14 protein-coding genes are annotated in these 18,996 nt (G+C 59.9%); 1 reads left to right on the top strand and 13 read right to left on the bottom strand.

The window, feature by feature from the left end:
• Positions 1-260: 260 nt before the first annotated feature.
• The 5 genes from JOE39_RS08575 to mexE all read right to left on the bottom strand — a co-directional run bounded on the left by JOE39_RS08575 (position 261) and on the right by mexE (position 8,189).
• Positions 261-623 (bottom strand): histone-like nucleoid-structuring protein, MvaT/MvaU family, encoded by a 363-nt coding sequence (locus JOE39_RS08575; RefSeq protein WP_002553302.1) that lies wholly within the window; start codon positions 621-623, stop codon positions 261-263.
• A 486-nt stretch (positions 624-1,109) separates the two neighbouring features.
• Positions 1,110-2,204 carry a tetratricopeptide repeat protein gene (locus JOE39_RS08570; RefSeq protein WP_161420953.1) on the bottom strand — a complete coding sequence of 365 codons (1,095 nt, stop codon included), beginning with the start codon at positions 2,202-2,204 and terminating at the stop codon, positions 1,110-1,112.
• 142 nt (positions 2,205-2,346) lie between these two features.
• Entirely contained in the window at positions 2,347-3,744 is a 1,398-nt protein-coding gene (locus JOE39_RS08565) for a TolC family protein (RefSeq protein WP_161420955.1), read from the bottom strand.
• Positions 3,744-6,935, bottom strand: coding sequence for an efflux RND transporter permease subunit (locus JOE39_RS08560; RefSeq protein WP_024665043.1), 3,192 nt, complete (start codon positions 6,933-6,935; stop codon positions 3,744-3,746). Before JOE39_RS08560 ends, JOE39_RS08565 begins: the two co-directional genes overlap by 1 nt.
• A 12-nt stretch (positions 6,936-6,947) precedes the next feature.
• On the bottom strand, positions 6,948-8,189 hold the full coding sequence (mexE, locus tag JOE39_RS08555; protein WP_024665044.1) for a multidrug efflux RND transporter periplasmic adaptor subunit MexE: 1,242 nt from the start codon (positions 8,187-8,189) through the stop codon (positions 6,948-6,950).
• A gap of 317 nt (positions 8,190-8,506) precedes the next feature.
• Between mexE and JOE39_RS08550 the strand changes: the two genes are divergently transcribed.
• The gene (locus JOE39_RS08550; protein ID WP_011268122.1) at positions 8,507-10,435 is read left to right on the top strand and encodes a methyl-accepting chemotaxis protein; all 1,929 of its coding nucleotides are present in this window, start codon (positions 8,507-8,509) and stop codon (positions 10,433-10,435) included.
• A gap of 67 nt (positions 10,436-10,502) precedes the next feature.
• Here JOE39_RS08550 and JOE39_RS08545 read toward each other — a convergent pair whose 3' ends face one another.
• The 8 genes from JOE39_RS08545 to JOE39_RS08510 all read right to left on the bottom strand — a co-directional run bounded on the left by JOE39_RS08545 (position 10,503) and on the right by JOE39_RS08510 (position 18,958).
• Positions 10,503-11,300, bottom strand: coding sequence for an amino acid ABC transporter ATP-binding protein (locus tag JOE39_RS08545; protein ID WP_010408945.1), 798 nt, complete (start codon positions 11,298-11,300; stop codon positions 10,503-10,505).
• Positions 11,293-11,943: an ectoine/hydroxyectoine ABC transporter permease subunit EhuD gene (gene ehuD, locus JOE39_RS08540; RefSeq protein WP_003422880.1), complete on the bottom strand. Its 651-nt coding sequence runs from the start codon at positions 11,941-11,943 to the stop codon at positions 11,293-11,295. Before ehuD ends, JOE39_RS08545 begins: the two co-directional genes overlap by 8 nt.
• A 3-nt stretch (positions 11,944-11,946) precedes the next feature.
• The gene (gene ehuC, locus JOE39_RS08535) at positions 11,947-12,624 is read right to left on the bottom strand and encodes an ectoine/hydroxyectoine ABC transporter permease subunit EhuC (protein WP_003383635.1); all 678 of its coding nucleotides are present in this window, start codon (positions 12,622-12,624) and stop codon (positions 11,947-11,949) included.
• A 57-nt stretch (positions 12,625-12,681) separates the two neighbouring features.
• Positions 12,682-13,554, bottom strand: a complete 873-nt coding sequence (gene ehuB / locus JOE39_RS08530) for an ectoine/hydroxyectoine ABC transporter substrate-binding protein EhuB (RefSeq protein ID WP_003383636.1) — start codon at positions 13,552-13,554, stop codon at positions 12,682-12,684.
• 248 nt (positions 13,555-13,802) lie between these two features.
• Positions 13,803-15,446 carry an ABC transporter ATP-binding protein gene (locus JOE39_RS08525; protein ID WP_065088828.1) on the bottom strand — a complete coding sequence of 548 codons (1,644 nt, stop codon included), beginning with the start codon at positions 15,444-15,446 and terminating at the stop codon, positions 13,803-13,805.
• On the bottom strand, positions 15,443-16,375 hold the full coding sequence (locus tag JOE39_RS08520) for an ABC transporter permease (RefSeq protein ID WP_065088827.1): 933 nt from the start codon (positions 16,373-16,375) through the stop codon (positions 15,443-15,445). The genes JOE39_RS08525 and JOE39_RS08520 overlap by 4 nt, the downstream gene beginning before the upstream one ends.
• Before the next feature lie 4 nt (positions 16,376-16,379).
• Entirely contained in the window at positions 16,380-17,330 is a 951-nt protein-coding gene (locus JOE39_RS08515) for an ABC transporter permease (protein ID WP_198702205.1), read from the bottom strand.
• Positions 17,327-18,958 (bottom strand): ABC transporter substrate-binding protein, encoded by a 1,632-nt coding sequence (locus JOE39_RS08510; protein ID WP_096134192.1) that lies wholly within the window; start codon positions 18,956-18,958, stop codon positions 17,327-17,329. The genes JOE39_RS08515 and JOE39_RS08510 overlap by 4 nt, the downstream gene beginning before the upstream one ends.
• Positions 18,959-18,996: the final 38 nt, after the last annotated feature.

The raw sequence follows: 18,996 nt of genomic DNA, 5'->3' as shown, positions 1-18,996 counted from the left end.
AGGAACTGTTCAGGTTTGTAACTGTGTGCTGAATCGCATAATCCGGATTTATTGACGTCATTATTCTCGCGGCATTTACACGCTGCATTGAAGTATACGAACCGGGCAGTCCACCTAATCATGTATATGAATTTCCGCTGCGGATCGACAGGTACTGTGTGATGACGCCTGAGCACAGCCCTGCAGTACGCAGGTGAAGAGCTGCAGTGACGAAGATAAAAAAGCCCTGCAAGTGCAGGGCTTCAAGTGACAACTTGCAATCAGGCACGCAGCCATGAATCAACAGTGTCTACACCGTATTGCTCTTTCCATGCCTTGAGGCCGCGATGGTTGCCGCCCTTGGTTTCAATCAGCTCGCCGGTATGCGGGTTCTGGTAAACCTTGACCACGCGTGCACGGCGACGCTTTGGCCCTGCGGGTGCAACCAGCGAGGTTGCACTCGAAGGGTCAAGGATTGCGATGATGTCACGCAGGCTTTTACCGTAGGTGCCCATCAGGTCCTGGAGCTTTTGCTCGAATTCGATCTCCTTCTTCAATCCGGCGTCATTCTTCAACGATTCCAGCTGTGCAAGCTGTTCCTGAAGGGCTTTCTCTGCTGCTCGAAACTCGGCAAGTCTGGACAATTAATATACTCCAACAATGTAATGGCTGTTGTCAGCCCTATAAAGCGATGAGACAAAACTGATAGGTCGATTCGCTCACTCGAGGGTGCCCGATACCTGCGGTTTCTATGCTGAAACTTGGCCTTTGCGGCTTGTCGTTGTGCAGATAGAGGGTATTTATAACTCAGTCGCCCGCAAATGATGCACTTTTTTTTCCAGTTAGAAAATAGCCTTTCACAAATTCGTTAAATGGCGCAGGGAGACGATGTTGGATATAGGGGATGATGTCCGTGTTGTAGGCAGAGGGGCGTTGTAAGTTATTTCCGATATTAGCCACGGATGGAAAACGTGCCATGAGAGAGTGAATGGCTTGGAAAAAGAAATATCCGACAGGCAAAAGGAGTGTCGGATGAGGAAATGGAGGGAATGTCTGAAGGCCACGTGCTGAAAGGCGCGTGGACCACTCAAAGATGGCCTTTCGCCCGTATCCACGTTGCGTTTTTGACCCTACAACCCCTGTTGCAGCACAGGGTCATCCGGGTTCTGCTGCTCGAGCTCGGCCAGCAGAATCTGCACGTTCTGCAACTGACCGTTCTCTTTCCAGTACTGGATCAGCAGCACCCTGGCCTTGCGATTTGCGGGCTGGTTCTGAACGATCTGGGTCAACTGGCGCTGTGCCGCTTCGAGCTCGTTCAACGAGTGCAGTGCAACCGCCAGGTCATAGCGATAGTCGTTGTTATCGGGTGCCAGTTCCGTGGCCTTGGCCAGGCTGAGCACGGCGAATTCCGCCTGGCCGTGGTTCAGCAGCCACATGCCCAGTGCGTGCTGGAGCATGGACGAGCCAGGGTTGTGCTCCAGCAACTGTGCGAAAAGGCCGCGCGCCTGCTCGGCCTGGCCCTTGCGGTCCAGTAATTCAATGTGCGCCAGCGCTGCTTCGATATTGCCCGGGTCCAGCGCGGTTGCCCGCTGCAGTGCCGTGAGCGCGGGCTCCAGATCGCCAGTCTGCAGATACAGCCTGGCCAGTTGCAGCTGGTTTTGTGCGCTTTGCGGCTGGCTCTTGAGTGACTCCTGAAACGCCTCGGCACTTTGCTGCAGAACGGCAAAGTACAGGCCCAGCTCATCAGGTGATAGGCCGAGCAGGGCGCTGGTGGCGCGAAACCTGACGGATTGTTCGGCGTCATCCAGCAGCGGGCCGAGCAACAGACTGCGCTGGCTGTTGGAGACCAGCCTGACGCTGACATCGATGGCCGCTTCGCGCACTTGAGCGGACGGGTTACTCAACGCAGCGTCGAGCAACTTGAGGGCCTGGGGGCTGGGATAGTCGTTCAGTTCGGCGAGCAGGCTGATGCGTTGCGTGTCAGACAGGTCAGTACGAGCCAGTTGTTGATACAGCACGCGCGCGGCACCCGGTTTGCCGTCATGTGCCTGCTCCAACGCCTGCGCATAGGTATGACTCAGCTTCACGGGAGCGGTCTGGATGGGCATGCGCCACCACCAGAAAACCAGCGAAAGCACCAAAAGCGCTGCAGCCGCTGCGCCGATCAGCCAGCGACGTCGAGAAGTGGGTTGAGGCGATAACCCCGTGTTAGAAAGTCTGGGCATATCGATTTCCAATGCTTGACGGGTTGCAGCTTCGGGGAGTGGCTGGCAGCTGTCAAACGGCAATCATGATGCAGCCGGGTTTCAGGCAAAAAAAGCCCCGCGGCCTGATCGGACGCGGGGCGGGTTTACCGGCTTTTCAGGTTCAGGCCTGAGGCTGCCAGCCACCACCCAGTGCCTTGTAGATAGCCACAATGCCGCGGTACAGCTCGATTTCTGCCTGCGCCTGAGCGTCCTCGGCCGCCAGACGCTCGCGCTCGGCATCCAGCAGGACCAGGAAGTCCGCCGTGCCTTCGCGATACTGCACCGAGGCCAGTCTGGCCGCCGAGCGACTCGCATCGCTTTGGCGCATCAGCGAGACCAGCCGCTGCTGGCGTTTGTCGTAATCGCTGAACGCGTTCTCCGACTCTTCCAAGGCGAGCAGTACTTGCTGCTCATAGTTGGCCAGTGCGCCCTCGGCGTCAGCGTCGGCACTGCGAATCTGCGCCCGGACACTGCCCAGATCGAAGGCTGCCCAGGTGATGCTCGGGCCCAGCGACCAGGCTCTGGCCGCTGACGAACCGATCTGCGAGCCGCGTCCGGCGGTAAAGCCCAGAAAACCGCTCAGGCTGACCCTTGGGAACAGATCGGCAGTCGCAACGCCGATACGTGCGGTCGATGCAGCGAGTTGTCGCTCGGCTGCACGGATGTCCGGCCGATTGCGCAACACTTGCGTAGGGTCGCCAATCGGCAAGGCCTTGGCGATGGCCGGCAGTTTGCTAGGGCTCAAGTCGACGCTGAGGTTTTCCGGACGCTCACCCAATAACGTGGCGATACGGTTGCGTTGGCGAGCCTGCTCGGCCTGCAACTGCGGAACGGTCGCTTCGACAGCGGCCAGTCGTGCCTCTGCACGCACCACATCCAGCTCATTGCCCACACCCGCATCCCGCAGTTGCGTGGTCACGTCCTGAGAACTCTGCTGATTTTTCAGGTTGTCGCGGGCAATGGCTTCTCGTAGCTGTGCGCCGCGCAGTTGGCCGTAGGCGTCGACCACCTCGGCAATCAGGGTGACCTGAAGCTGATAGAGGTTGGCCTCTGCAGCTTCCTGATCGGCGTCGCTGGCTTCCAGCTGGCGCTGGATGCGCCCGAACAAGTCCACTTCCCAGGCCATGTCCAGGCCCAGGTCGTAGCGCTCGCTGTTGACTCGGCGCTCGGTGATGCCGGGTTGCTGACCCTTGCCGATGTCACTGCTGGCGCGGCTGGTCACCACTGGCATCACATCGTTGGCGACGTCATCGCGAATGGCTCGCGCCGACTTGAGCCGGGCGAAGGCGACGCGCAGATCGCGGTTGCCGTCCAGTGACCTGGCTACCAGTTTATTGAGGGTCGGGTCCTCGAACTGCTGCCACCAGGCTCTGTCCACTTTGCTGCGGTCATAGCTGCCCTGGGCGGCGGACGCCAGTTTCGCTGGCGCCGTAACCGGTGCCCGGTAGTCGGGGCCCACGGCGCAGGCCGCCAGTGCCATGACCAGCAGGCTCGGGATGAAGACTTTGTACGCGCTCATCAATGCATCTCCGCAGGCAGGTTTTGCTGGCTGTTTACCCTGGCGGCCTTGCGGGCCTCTTGGCGTTCGACGTAATTACGGATAAGCACGTAGAACACCGGCGTCAGCAGCAGGCCGAAGAACGTGACACCCAGCATCCCGGAGAACACTGCGACACCCATCGCATGGCGCATCTCGGCACCCGCACCGCTGGACAGCACCAGAGGCACGACCCCCATGATGAAGGCGAACGAGGTCATCAGGATCGGCCGTAGACGCAGGCGGCATGCCTCCAGTACCGCATCCAGCGGGCTCATCCCTTCAGCCTGTTTGTCCTTGGCGAACTCGACGATCAGAATCGCGTTCTTGCACGCCAGGCCTACCAGTACGATCAGGCCGATCTGAGTGAAGATGTTGTTGTCGCTGCCGGCGATCATCACCCCGGCAATCGCCGAGAGCAGGGTCATCGGTACGATCAGGATCACCGCCAGCGGCAGGCTCCAGCTTTCGTATTGGGCTGCCAGTACCAGAAACGCCAGCAGCACACAGAGCGGGAACACGAACAGCGCGGTATTGCCCGAAAGGATCTGCTGATAGGTCAGGTCGGTCCATTCGTAGATCATGCCGGTCGGCAGTTCCTCGCGAAGCAGTTTCTCGACCGCTGCCTGAGCCTGGCCAGAGCTGTAACCCGGTGCCGCTGCACCGTTGATTTCAGCAGTGATGAAGCCGTTGTAGTGCATGACGCGGTCGGGGCCGGCGGTGTCGCTGACCTTGACGAAGGTTGCCAGCGGGATCATCTCGCCCAGGTTATTGCGTACCTTGAGCTGACCGATCTGGTCGGCATCCTGACGGAACTGCTGCTCAGCCTGGACATTGACCTGATAGGTGCGGCCAAACCGGTTGAAGTCGTTGGCATACAGCGAACCCAGATACACCTGCAGCGTGTCGAAAATATCACTGACTGCAACGCCGTGGGTCTTGGCTTTCTCGCGGTCAATCGCAGCATCGACTTGCGGCACGTTCACCGTGTAGCTGGTAAACAGCCCGGCCAGTTCCGGCACGCTGCGGCTTTTGGCGATGATGTTCTGGGTTTCCTTGTACAGCTCGTCATAGCCGAGGTTGCCACGGTCCTCGATTTGCAGGCGGAAGCCGCCGATGGTGCCCAGGCCTTGTACCGGTGGTGGCGGGAAGATCGCCATGTAGGCTTCCTGAATCGAGGCAAACTGACCGTTCAGCGCGCCGGCAATTGCATTGGCCGAGAGGCTCGGGTCTTTGCGCTCGTCGAACGGCTTGAGGGTCACGAACACCACGCCGTTATTCGGGCTGTTGGTGAAGCCGTTGATCGACAGACCCGGGAAGGCAATGGCGTCTTGCACGCCAGGCTGCTTGAGGGCCAGCTCCGACATGCGTTTGATGACATCTTCGGTACGGTCCAGGCTCGCGGCGTCCGGCAGTTGGGCAAATGCAACCAGGTATTGCTTGTCCTGGCTAGGGACGAAACCGGTCGGTGTGCTGGCGAAACCCATCCAGGTCAAAACCATCAGGCCCGCATAGACCAGCAAGGCAATGCCGCTGCTGCGAATAACCCTGGCAACCGTACCGACATAGCCATGGCTGGCTTTCTCGAAAAAGCGGTTGAACGGGCGGAACAGCCAGCTGCCGAGCATTCTGTCGAGGAAGCGTGAGAAGCGATCCTTGGGCGCGTCATGACCTTTGAGCAATACCGCGGCCAGTGCAGGCGACAGGGTCAGCGAGTTGAAGGCGGAAATGACCGTCGAAATGGCAATGGTCAGCGCGAACTGCTTATAGAACTGTCCGCTGAGCCCGGAAATGAATGCCGCAGGCACGAACACAGCGCACAGCACCAGCGCCGTCGCAATGATCGGCCCCGTGACTTCGGCCATGGCCTTGTGCGTGGCGGCGACCGGCTCCAGGCCCAGCTCGATGTTACGCTCGACGTTCTCCACCACCACGATGGCATCGTCGACCACGATACCGATCGCCAGCACCAGGCCGAACAACGACAGCGCGTTCAGCGAGAAACCGAACATATGCATGACCGCAAAGGTGCCGATCAGCGAGACCGGTACGGCCACCAACGGGATGATCGATGCGCGCCAGGTCTGCAGGAACAGGATCACCACCAGCACCACCAGGATCAGTGCTTCGAACAGCGTGTGAATCACTGCCTCGATGGAGCCGCGGACGAAGATCGTCGGGTCATAGACGATGCTGTAGTCCATGCCTTCCGGGAAGCTTTTCTTGAGCTCGGCCATCCGTGCGCGTACATCGTTGGAGATGTCGATGGCGTTGGAGCCGGGACGCTGGAAGATCGGGATCGCTACCGCAGGCTGATTATTGAGCAACGAGCGCAGCGCGTACTGGCTGGAGCCCAGTTCGATGCGTGCAATGTCCTTGAGGCGAGTGATTTCACCGTCGGCACCGGCTCGCACGACCACGTTTTCGAACTCTTCCTCACTGACCAGGCGGCCCTGAGTGTTGATCGACATCTGAAAGCTGGTGGCATTCGGGGAGGGCGGAGAACCCAGCTGGCCAGCGGCGACCTGACGGTTCTGTTCGCGAATCGCATTGACCACGTCAGTGGCGGTCAGGTTGCGTGAGGCGGTCTTGTTCGGATCGAGCCAGACCCGCAGCGAATAATCGCCCATGCCGAACAATTGCACGTCACCGACGCCGCCCAGTCGCGCCAGCTCATCCTTGATGTTGAGCACGGCGTAGTTGGACAGGTACAGCATGTCGTAGCGTTTGTCCGGTGAGGTCAAGTGCACGACCATGGTCAGGTCGGGGGAGGCCTTGTCCACAGTGATGCCGATGCGTGTCACTTCTTCAGGCAGCTTCGGCTCGCTGCGGGTCACGCGGTTCTGCACCTGCACCTGCGCGTTGTCCAGGTCGGTCCCCAGTGCGAAGGTGATGGTGAGGGTCAGCTTGCCATCGGCGGTGGCCTGCGAGGACATGTAGAGCATGCCTTCGACACCGGTAATCGCCTGTTCCAGTGGCGAGGCCACGGTTTCGCCGATCACCTTAGGGTTGGCGCCGGGGAAGTTAGCGCGTACCACCACGGTTGGCGGCACGACTTCCGGATATTCACTGATCGGTAGCTGGAACAGCGAGATGGCACCGGCGATCAGGATCAACAGCGACAGCACTGCGGCGAAGATCGGCCGTGAAATAAAGAATTTGGAGAAGTTCATCGGACGAGTCCCTTAGCCGCGCGGCGCGGCAGCGCTGGCGATTTTGACGGCCGCTTTGGGCGCCACTTGTGGCAGGTTGCTGGCTTCGAGGGCCTGGCGTTGTTTGAGCAGTGCGGCGAGGGTGTCGGCGCTGGCCATCGGAGTGACTTCAGGGTCCACAGGCTGGCCGGGACGAACGCGCTGCAAGCCTTTGACGACGATGGTGTCATCCTTGGCCAGACCATTGCGCACAATGCGCAGGCCTTCGATTTTCGGCCCCAGCTCGACAGCCCGGTAGGCGGGCTTGTTGTCCTTGTCCATGACCAGCACGAACTTCTTGCCCAAGTCGGTGCCCACCGCTTCGTCGTTGATCAGCACGGCCGAGTAAGTGCCGCTGCCCACCAGTTTCAGGCGCGCATATAGACCGGGGGTAAACGCACCGTCGGCGTTATCGAACACGGCGCGGCCACGAATGGTGCCGGTCCTCGGGTTGACCTGGTTGTCGACAAAGTTCATCTGGCCCAGGTGCGGGTTGCCAGGTTCGTTGGACAGCCCCAGGTACACCGGCGTGGTCTGACCGCGCTGGCCTTTGCGGGCCAGCTCGGTGTACTTGAGGAACACGCGTTCGTCCGCGTCGAAGTAGGCGTAGACCTTGTCGGTGGAGACCACGCTGGTCAGGGCGGTGACATCGGCGGTGACAATGTTGCCAGCGGTGATTTCGGCACGGCTCACGCGACCTGAAATCGGTGCGGTGACACGGGTGAAACTGAGGTTCAGTCGAGCCAGGTCCAGTTGCGCCTGAATGGCCGCGACACCGGCCTTGGCTTCCTGCGCCGAAGTGGTCCGCGATTCGGCCAGCTCGGCGGAAATCGCATTGTTGCTGCGCAGACGCTCACCACGCTGGGCTTCGCTGTCACTGCGCGAAGCGACTGCGCGGGCCTGTTGCAACTGGGCTTCGAGACGGCGGACTTCCGACTGGAAAGGGCGCGGATCGATCTGGAACAGCAGGTCGCCTTTCTTGACCAGCGCGCCGTCGGTGAAGGCTACCTGATCGATCTGACCGGCAACCCTCGGGCGCACTTCGACGGTTTCAGGTGCTTCGAGACGACCGGTGAATTCATCCCACTCGTTGACTGGCTGCTCCAGTACCTTGGCCACACTGACCTTGGCTGCGCCAGGCGCACTGGTGGCTTCCGGCGCACGGCCGCAAGCACTGATGACGATCAAGGCGAGGGCGGTGAGAGGGTAGCGCAGATGGCTGATTGTCTGGTGCATGGGAAGTTCCGCCAATAGTGAAGAATGGGGCGGATTCTGTTGCGCACGGGGTGTTATTAACGAATCGAATAAACCGAAGGTTACTATCACCGACAATGATGAGTAGCTATAGGTCTGTGAAACTCCCTGAGCGAGTGACCCTGAAGGCGGACTTTGGCCAGGTATTCGGGGCTGCAAGTGCTGGCCTGACAGAGTGCCAAAAAAGCTCATGTCATATTGCTATCTCTTCGATAAATCTTTGCAATCGCCGCGGCTATTAAGTTGTTCCGCGAACAGTCGATCCTTGGGTATCACGATAAATCCCGAGGAAAGATTTGATGAAGTCGACATGGCTGGACAATTTGAAGGTCAGCAAAAAGCTGAGTGTAGGCTTCGGTCTGATACTGCTGGGCGTGCTGACGGTCACCGCGATCGGTTACCTCAGCACCAACCTGCTGATCGAACGGCTGGGTAAGGCAGCCAAGGTTTCCGAGGTGAAGGCCGATGCGCTGAGCCTCAGGATCGCTGCGCAGACCTACACCGCCAAGCCTGACGCGAGCAATTCGCAGGGCTATACGTCGGCTCTGGACAACCTGGGCAAGACCATCGAGGACGGCCTGAAGATTCTGACCGTTCCGGTCAACGCCGATATGCTCAGAGGGATTCGCGACCAGGCGGGTGTCTTGAAGCAAACGTTCAGCCAGTTGGTCGATAACAATCGGCAAATTGATCAGGCCATGCAGCCGCTGATCACCATTTCCGAACAGGTCAGCGGAAGTTTCGAAACACTGCTGCAAAAGACCTTTGACGACGTTTCCCGCTCGCTGGACCAGAGCGGTATCGATCAAGTGAAGATTGCCGGCGACCTGCGCAATGGCATGACCAACTTTCGCCTGGTGTTTCGCCGTTATATCAGTATCCCGACTGCTGAAAACAGGCAGATTACTTTCGACGCTGCCGATTCGCTGATCGCTCAGGTGGGCAGCGCGCGCAATCAACTGCCTAACAAGGCCGGCCCGGCGGTGGATGAGGCGCTCGCGGCGCTGCAACAGTACAAGTCGTTGATGGTCTCCATCTCGCAACTGATGCAACAGAACGATCAGATTCGCGACAGCCTTCGCCAGCAGTCAATGGACATCGTCACCAGTGCGGAAAAGCTGATGGCGGGTCAGGTTGTCAGTGCCAATAAAGAAAAAGACAGTGCAGTAACCCAGCTGCTCACCGTGGCGGTGATCGTATTGCTGCTGGGCATCTTCGCGGCGATCCTGATTACCCGTCAGATCACCCGTCCGCTCGATTCGACAGTGATCGCGGCGCGTCGGATTGCCGACGGCGATCTGACCAACGACCTCAGTACCACTCGCCAGGATGAACTGGGCCTGCTGCAAAACACCATGCAACACATGACCGTATCGCTGCGGACCCTGATTGGCGGTATCAGCAATGGCGTGACACAAATTGCCACGGCGGCCGAGGAGCTTTCAGCCGTCAGCGAGCAGACCAGTGCGGGTGTCACTCAGCAGAAACTGGAAGTCGACCAGGTGGCGACCGCCATGAACCAGATGGCTTCCACCGTTCAGGAAGTGGCGCAGAACACTGAAGATGCATCGCAGGCCGCCAGACAGGCCAGTGATCGTGCAGCCCATGGCAGCAGCGTGGTGCAACACGCCACGCGTGAAATCAGCCAGCTTGCCGGTGAAGTGGGGCAACTGGGCGAGGCCATGCAGCGCCTGATTCAGGACAGTGACAAGATTGGCGGTGTCATCGATGTGATCAAGGCGGTGGCAGAACAAACCAACCTGCTGGCCCTCAATGCCGCGATCGAAGCTGCACGCGCAGGTGAGCAGGGCCGTGGCTTTGCCGTGGTGGCCGATGAGGTGCGTTCGCTGGCTCAGCGTACACAGTCATCCACGACTGAAATCGAGGCGCTGATAAAGTCCTTGCAGGATGGCACTGGCGCGGCATCGGAGCTGATGAATGCCAGCCGTCAACGTACTGAAGGCACCGTGGCGCTGGCGCGCCAGGCCGAAGAATCGCTGCTTGAAATCACTCATTCGATCGTGACCATCGAACAGATGAGTCAACAGATCTCTGCTGCCGCTGAAGAGCAGAGCGCCGTTACCGACGAAATCAATCGCAGTGTCATCAGCGTACGCGATATTGCCGACCAGTCTGCCACGGCTACCGAGCAAAGCGCGGCGTCTACCGTGGAACTGGCGCGCCTGGGCAGCAACCTGCAGGACATGGTTGCGCGCTTCCGGATCTGATGGTCGCCACTTTCAAAAAGTCGCGACGTTCAAACGTCTCACAATGCAAGAAGAGCGGCGCTGGCAATCAGCGCTGCTCCACCCGCTGCAGAAATCTTCGAGTCCGTTCGTTTTGCGGATTCAGCAGAATTTCGCTCGGGGTGCCGTCCGCCACGATGCGGCCTCCCTCCATGAACAGCACCCGGTCAGCGATGTCCTGAGCGAATTTCATCTCGTGGGTCACCAGTAGCATGGTCATCTGAAATTCGTGGGCAATCGAGCGAATCACCGCCAGTACCTCGCCGACCAGCTCGGGGTCGAGCGCCGACGTGACTTCATCGAACAACATGACCTGCGGACGCATGGCCAGCGCTCTGGCAATCGCTACGCGTTGTTGCTGACCACCGGAAAGCTGGCTCGGATAGGCATCGGCCTTGTGAGCAAGCCCGACCAGTCCGAGGTATTGATGCGCGCGCGCAAGGGCCTCTTCACGAGTCAGTCTGAGCACCCGTAACGGCGCTTCGGTGACATTTTCCTGCACGGTGAGGTGCGGGAACAGGTTGAACTGCTGGAACACCATGCCTACCCGATGCTCCACCGGAGCCTTGCGTGCGCCAGGCCAGCGCCATCCGGATGCGCGCGCGGGCACTGTTTCGCCTGCGACTTCTATGCTGCCTTGCTGGTAGTTTTCCAGGCCCTTGATAAGGCGCAATACCGTTGATTTGCCCGAGCCACTGGGGCCGATCAAGGCGACTTTCTGACCTTGAGGAATGCTCAGGTCCAGATGGTCGATGATCCGGTTGCGGCCGAAGTCCTTGACCACGTGTTTCAGCTGTATCTGCGCAATGGTGACGGACGGAATTGCGGTGTGTGCGAGATCAGACATGGCTGCGCCTTTCCAGGTATTTGAACAGCAACGAGGTCGGCACACTGATTGCCAGAAACATCAGCGCCATCACCGTGTACGGTTCGTTGTAACGATAGGTCATGCCAGCGATCTGCTTGGCAGCCTGAAACAGTTCAGGAATAGTAATCACCGCCAGAAGTGGCGTTTCCTTGAACATACCGATCAGGTAATTACCGAGCACCGGCAGCATGGGTTTCAACGCCTGCGGCAGGATGATGCGCCGCCAGGTGTCGCCACGATTGAAGTCAAGGGCGCGTGCGGCTTCCCACTGTCCGGCCGGGATGTCGTCAATGGCACCGCGATACGCTTCGGCAATATAGGCCGCGTAATAGCAGCCAAGACCTATCACACCGGTGGTGATCGCCGGGAAGGTGATGCCCGCCAGCGGCAGCGCGAAGAACAGCACATACAACTGGACCATCAACGGCGTATTACGGAAAAAGCTCAGGTAGCCTTTGCTCAGGCGATGCACGATGGTTATCTGCGAGCGCAGTGTCAGGGCCAGGATCAGACCGAGCAACACCGCGAGCAGGAACCCCAGCACCACGACCTGTACGGTCACCAGCAAGCCCTGAAACAGCTCCGGCAGAATCGACCAGGCGAATGCGATATCAAACTCCATCGTTCATCCCCTGGCCGTGCGCCACGCGGTGGCGTGCTGCTCATAACGCTTGACCAGCCAGCTCAATGGCCAGGCCATCACGAAATAGCACACCAGCACGATGCTCCAGATCAGCGTTTGCTGGCCCAGCGTGGTGATCAATTGACTGCCGGTAAAGGTCAGGTCGGTGAGGGTGATGAGCGAGACCAGCGACGTGGTTTTCAGCAGCTCGACCAACTGATTGCCCATCGGCGGGATCATGAACGGCAGGGCCTGCGGCAGAATGATTCGCCGAAATGCGCTTATCGGCCCGAAGTCCAGCGCACGCACAGCGTCACGTTGACCCTGGCTGACGTTGATCAGTGCCGAGCGAATGATTTCCGCGCCATACGCCGAAAACGTCAGGCCCAGCCCCAGCACGCCGGTGGTCATGGGGGACAGGCGGATGCCGAACAGCGGCAGAATGAAGAACAGATAAAACAGCAGCACCAATGCCGAGATGCCACGCAGCACCTCGACATACACCGTGGCGAACCAGCGTAACGCCCGGAAGGGCGACAGGCGCATCAGGGCGATTACAAACGAGAGCACCAGCACCAGCAGTTCGGCAAGCACGGTGATCTGCAGGGTGATCCAGGCACCGTGGGCCAGTTGTCTGGCGATGAAACCTGCGGTTTCCAGTGTTGCAGCATCAACAGGCATGGCCGTACTCGTGTGGGTCAGGGCCGTTTACTGCGCGCCCTTGCGGGGCGGGGCAGGTCATGGGTTGCAGCGTTGGACTGCGGTGATGGCCGGGTCAGCCAGTTCATTTTCGGTGTAGCCGTACTTCTGCAGGATTTTCAGCAGCTCGCCCGACGCCCGGAGTTTGGCCAGTTGTTCGTTAAAAGCCTGTTCAAACGCCGGATCATTTTTTGGCAGGCCATAGGCATGGTAATTCCAGCCCGGTTTGCCACTGGCGTCCGGGATCTGCTCGAAAGGCAAGGCGCGTTCGATGTCCGCGCTGTTGGCTTTCTTGATCAGACTGATGACTTCGGCGTCCGGGAAATAAACCACGTCCACGCGACCCGCCTGCAAGGCGGCCAATGCCTCGGTGTCCTTGTCGAACAACACCACGTTGCCGTTGGCGATACCGCTGTCTTTGGCTTCCTGAACCTGATTGCTGCCAGGTTGCGTGGCCAGGCGCACCTTGGTGTTGCCGGCGACGTCCTTGAGGCTGTGCAGGTTCAGCGGGTTACCGGTTTTGACAATGAACGCACCGCCGGATCGTGTCACCGGGTTGGAGAACGCGATGACCTTGCAGCGATTCGGATTGATGAACAGGCCTGCACCGATCAAGTCGAAACGACCGGCTGCCAGACCCGGCACCAGCGAACCGAAGTCAGTGATAGGCGTCTCGATCTGCTTGATGCCCAGCGGTTCTAGAATCGCCCGCAATATCTCGACATTGGCCCCGGTGGCTTTGCCGTCGGTGCCGATGTAGGCATAGGGCTGTTCATTGGCGATACCAGCGGTCAGGCCGTCAGTGCGACCTTTTTCCAGCAGTCCGGCCAGGGCAGGGAATGAAATGACGGCATTCAGCAGCAGCGCTGAACCCATCAGGGCTGGGAACGACAGGGGGGTGATGCCTTTCATTGCGGGTGCTCGAAGTAGGGGAATAGGGCTTCTTGCTGATGCGGCCTGAACATGCGGGTCAGGTGCGCAAGCGCAAGGTAGCTTGGTCTTGCCTGCATCCTGCTTCGGCAACGTTTAGTGCATAAGACGCAACTCTATAGCTATTAAAAAAATAATTTAAATATCGATAAGGAATATGCATATACGCAGTCGCCGCCGTTATGGATGCCAAGCGTCGTGCGACCTATTGATGCAAGACCAGGTATTTGTCAGTGCGTCCCTGTTTGCAACTCCAGACGCCGGCCAGGTATCGCGGCAATCAACTCCTGGGTGTAGGCCGCTTCAGGTCTGGCAAAAACTTCCTCGGCCAGACCCTGCTCGACGGTCTTGCCATGCTTGAGCACCAGTACCTGGTGGGCAACGCTGGCGACCACTGCAAGGTCGTGAGAGACCAGCACGTAGGCGATGCCCGATTCGGCTTGCAGCTCGACCAGCAGGTCGAGGATCTGCGCCTGCACCGACACGTCCAGTGCCGAGACCGGCTCATCGAGCAGCAGCAGATCGGGCTGCAGGGCCAGCGCTCTGGCAATGGCAACCCGCTGACGCTGGCCACCGGAAAGCTCGCGCGGCAGGCGGTCCAGATAGGCCACGGGCAACTGCACTCGCTCTATCAACCGGCGTGCGGCCTGCTCCAGTTCGCGGCCTTTGAGCAGGCCGAACGAGACCAGGGGTTCGACGATGCTTTCGAATAACGTGAAGCGTGGGTCAAGGGCCGCGAACGGATTTTGCTGCACCAGTTGGATACGCCGTCGCAGTGGTCTGAATTCGCGCCAGCCCAGGTCGGTGACATCCTGGTCGTCCAGTAAAACTCGTCCGTGGGTGGGCTTCTCCAGGCCCAACGCAATGCGCAGTGCAGTGCTTTTGCCAGAACCGGACTCGCCGACGATGGCCAGTGTCTGACCGGGAAAGACCTTGAAACTGACATCCTGCAACGCCTGAAACTCTGCCTCTTCGCCTTTTACGTAGGGCAGACGGTAGGTCTTGCTGATGTTGCTCAGGTTCAGCAATGGTGTGTCATTGGCCAGGACCCGGCGTGGAGCGACCGGGCTTTTGCGCTGGCCGAATGCTGGAGCGGCGGCGATCAGTGCTCGGGTGTAGGCATGGCCTGGGTTGACGAGAATCTGCTCGGGTGTGCCATGTTCGACCAGCTCGCCGTTGTTCATGACCAGCACCCGGTCAGCGCGGTCGGCCGCCACACCGAGGTCATGGGTAATGATCAGCAAGGAGATGCCACGCTCGGCCACCAGACGTTGCAGATGATCGAGGATCTTGCGTTGTACCGTCACGTCCAGAGCGCTGGTGGGCTCGTCGGCGATGATCAGGCGCGGATTGCCTGCCAGGGCGATGGCAATCAACACGCGCTGGCGCATGCCGCCGGACAGTTCGTGCGGGTACTGACGAGCGCGTAACAAGGGCTTGTCCAGGCCGACTTGCTGCAGCAGTTCCAGCACATCGGCATCGACTGTCGGATAACGCCCGCCATGCGCCTGCAGCAGTGCTTCGGCAATTTGCCGACCGATGCGCAGAGTCGGGTTCAGGCTGACCATCGGGTCCTGCGGCACCAAGCCGATCACGCTGCCGCGAATCCGACGTTTCTCGCGCTCGGACGCATGGCTCAGATCGTGACCATCAATCTGCAGTTCGCCACTGGTGATGGTTGCGTTATCCGGTAGCAGGCCGAGGATTGCGTTGGCCATCGTCGACTTGCCGGAACCCGACTCGCCGACAATCGCCACGGTTTCGCCCTTGGCGACCTGAAACGAAACGTTGCGCACGGCCTGATTGACCTGCCCGTCGAAACGATAGGCAACGCCCAGGTGTCGGATGTCGATCAGTTGCGGGGTGTCGGTCATCGTTGAATCTCTTCCAGAGTGCGTGCGATGTGGTTAAAGCTGAACACGATAGCGACCACGAACAAGCCAGGCAGTAGCGAAACCCAAGGCGCAGTCATCAGAAAGTGCCGACCGTTGGCGATCAGCGTGCCCCATTCGGCGGCTGGCGGTTCAGCACCAAAGCCGAGGAAGCTCAGCCCGGCCGTCGCCAGAATCGCCGCGCCGAAGTCCAGTGTGGCCAGCACCGCCACCGGGCCCCAGGCGTTGGGCAGAATGTGTCGCAGCAGGGTACGGGTCCAGCTCGCGCCGCCCAGACGTGCAGCTTCCACGTAGGGCAACGTCTTGACCCGCAGCACTTCTGCGCGGGTGGTGCGAGCGAAACCGGGAATGATCCCTACGCCTACTGCTATGGCTACCGGAAGGGTGCCGAACCCGATGGCTGTGACAATCGCCAGCGCCAGTAGCAAGCCGGGCAGGGCCAGCAATACATCGATCAGGCGCATGATCACCGCATCGATGCGCCCGCCTGCGAAACCGGAAATCACCCCCAGACTCAAGCCGCCGGCCATGGCGATGCCAACCGCCAGCAGTGCGGCCTGTACCGAGAGGCTGGAGCCGTGCACCACGCGGGTATAAAGATCACGGCCCAGCTCGTCGGTGCCAAACCAGTGCGCAGCATTGGGGGCGGTGAGCTTGTCGGCAGGCGAGGTGGCATAAGGTGCGTAGCTGCTCAGGAGATGGGGTGCCAGCGCGGCCAGCAGCGCAAAGGCGACGATTGCCACTGCCAGCAGAAAACCCGGGCGCCGCAACAGGGGGCGCGCGGCTTCCGCGATCCGGCTCAGGCTGCTGCGCCGTCGCCACAGCGCTGCAGGTGCGGTTTTAACTGGAATGGTTTCACCGGAAGCAACCAGGCGAGCCAGGCGCGCAAGGCGGTTGTCGAAGATAGTCATGTCTTCAGGAGACCTTTGGCATATGGGCGATGCGCGGATCCAGCGCGGGATACAGCAGGTCAACGATCAGATTGACCACGACGAACGCAGCTGCGGAGACCGCAACGATGGCCAGTACCACCGGGATGTCCTGACGCAGTACGGCTTCCTGGGCAAGTCGACCGACCCCGGAGCGGGCAAAAATGGTCTCCACCAGCACCGCGCCGGACACTGTGTTGCCAACCTGCAGGCCGATCAGTGTCAGCAGCGGCAGGGCAGCGTTCTTGAACGCATGGCGGGCTTGAACCTGCGCGCGGGTCAGGCCCTTGGCATAAGCGGTGATGATGTAGGGCTCTTTCCAGACGCCCTGAAAGCCGCGTTGCAGGACCTGGGCGTACACCGCGGCGCTAGGGATCGCCAGCGTGACGGCTGGCAATATCAGGCTTGAGAAACCCTGATTGCCGGTCGCCGGGAACCAGCCAAGAGTGAACGCGAACAGTTGAATGAACAGCAGGCCCATCCAGAAGACCGGCACCGAGAAGCCCAGCGACGGCAGTCGTGACAAGGCGACTTTCAAGGGCTGCCAGCGTACGTAGGCTGTGAGATACGCCAGACCGATCCCGCCGATCAGTGACAGAACAATGGCAAGCCCCGCGAGGCTCAGGGTTTGAGGCAGGCGTTCGATCAGCAACTCCGACACCGGGCGATTGAGCGTCAGCGAGTTGCCGAAGTCACCGTGCATGGCTCCCCACAGCAAATCGACGTATTGCTCGAATATGCCCCGGTCCAGCCCGTAATAGAGCTTGGCCTGAGCGAGGTCCTGCGCTGAAAGTGAGTCGATTTCGACACCCGAGGCGCTGAGCATGATCGACAGGGTGTCGCCGGGCAGCAGGTACAGAATGAAATAGGTGACGCTGTAGGCCCCCCAAAGTACCAGCAGTGCTTGCGCGATGCGACTGAGGATATAGCGGCTCATGGCGTTGCCAGCTCGATGTCGTTGAACAGCGCAAAGCCTTCCGCCGTCCAGTGGAAATTGCGTACGTTTTTCGCTGTGGCGGCTTGCCAGACCCGCTCGTAGACCGGGAACGCCGAGCCTTCGTCGACCAGCAGGTCCTGCAACTCGCCATAAGCCCGGGCGCGCTGTTCGCTTTGCGTGGCGGTCAGCCCGGCGTCGAACAGCGCAAGGGCTTTGGGCAATGTTTCCGGCGCGTAAAGGTTGGTCGCCAGTGTCGAACTGTTGGCGCTGCGCGGGTCGATGATGGTCTGCAGGATGATCGGGTCGGCGCGGGTCATGTAGGTGGACGTCAGGTCATAGTTGCCTGCCGCGTTGGCCGCAGCCCATTCGGCGGTGGTCACCACGTTGAGCTTGAGCTCGATACCCACCTTGCGCAGTTGATCCTGAATCAGCACATCACCAGCGGTTTCAGCGGGGGAAAGGTTGTAGGCCAGCTTCAGTCGCTTGCCTTCTTTATAACGATAGCCGTCGGCGTTTTTCTGCCAGCCCGCAGCGTCGAGCAGGCGCTCTGCACCTTGAGGGTCGTAGGCCAGTTTGTCGGCCTGGCTTTTATAAAACGGCGTGGTGACGTCGTAGATGCCGGAGACCACCGGGAATTGCGGGTTATAAACGGTGGCTGCGTAGGTCTTGCGGTCGATTGCCTTTTGCAACGCCAGACGCACGCTTCGATCGGCGAGGATGCGATTGCCGCGGGTATTGGGATACAGGTTCAGGGCCGGTCCTGGCAGCGACCGGCTCTGAATGGTCGCGCCCCTGGACTTGAACAGGCTGAGGTCCACCTCGGAGAACGGATTGCGCGGCCAGAGAATATCGACCTGCCCCTGAACGAACTGGCCGTTACGTACGCTTTCTTCCGGCACGTAGCTGACCTCGACCGCGTCCAGATGCGCCTCGCCCTTGTTCTGCGCATTGGCCGATGGCCAGGCATAGCCCTTGCGTTTGGTCAGGCGCAAACCACTTTCAGGGGTGTAGCGCTCCAGCACGAATGGCCCGGTGCCGATGATTGCACCTAGCGAGCGCTGCTTGACGCTGAGCGCGTAGGACTCTGGAGCAAGAATGGCGAGATTGGTGGTGGAGGTGGCTTGCAGAAAGCCTGCATTGGGTTGGGCCAGCACCAGTTTGATGGTGAAGTCGTCCAGCACCTCTGCGTGGTCGTAACCTTTGAGGTAAGTGGCGCCGAAGGTGGCTGGCAATTGTGCGGCGAACGACTTGTCCGCGTCGTAGGCCGTCTTCACCGCTTGAGCGTCGAAACGTGTGCCGTTGCTGAAGGTCACGTCCTTGCGCAAGTGAAAGGTGTACTCCAGCGCGTTGTCACTGATTTCCCAGCGCTCCGCCAGCCAGGGAATGATCTTGCCGGTCTGTGGATCCTGATCGGTCAGGGACTCTGCAATATTGCGCAGCACCACCCGATGCTCCAGCCAGTAAACCTGAAAAGGGTCAAGGCTGACCAGCGTGGTGTTGTCTCTGAAGAACGCCACCTTGAGGGTTTTGGCTGCCTGGCCGTCCTGGCCGGAAGGTGAGCAGCCGAGCAGGGTAATGGCTGTGACGGCGGCGAACAGCAGGCGCGAGAGGAAAGGGCGCCCAGTCATCGGACTGTGCTCCGGGTCGCGAATCCATTTGAGAAAGT

This window comes from Pseudomonas sp. PvP100, from assembly GCF_017833055.1.
Taxonomy (GTDB): domain Bacteria; phylum Pseudomonadota; class Gammaproteobacteria; order Pseudomonadales; family Pseudomonadaceae; genus Aquipseudomonas; species Aquipseudomonas syringae.
The sequence above is the reverse complement of the archived record's forward strand: the minus strand, read 5'-3'. Positions and strand labels throughout refer to the sequence as shown.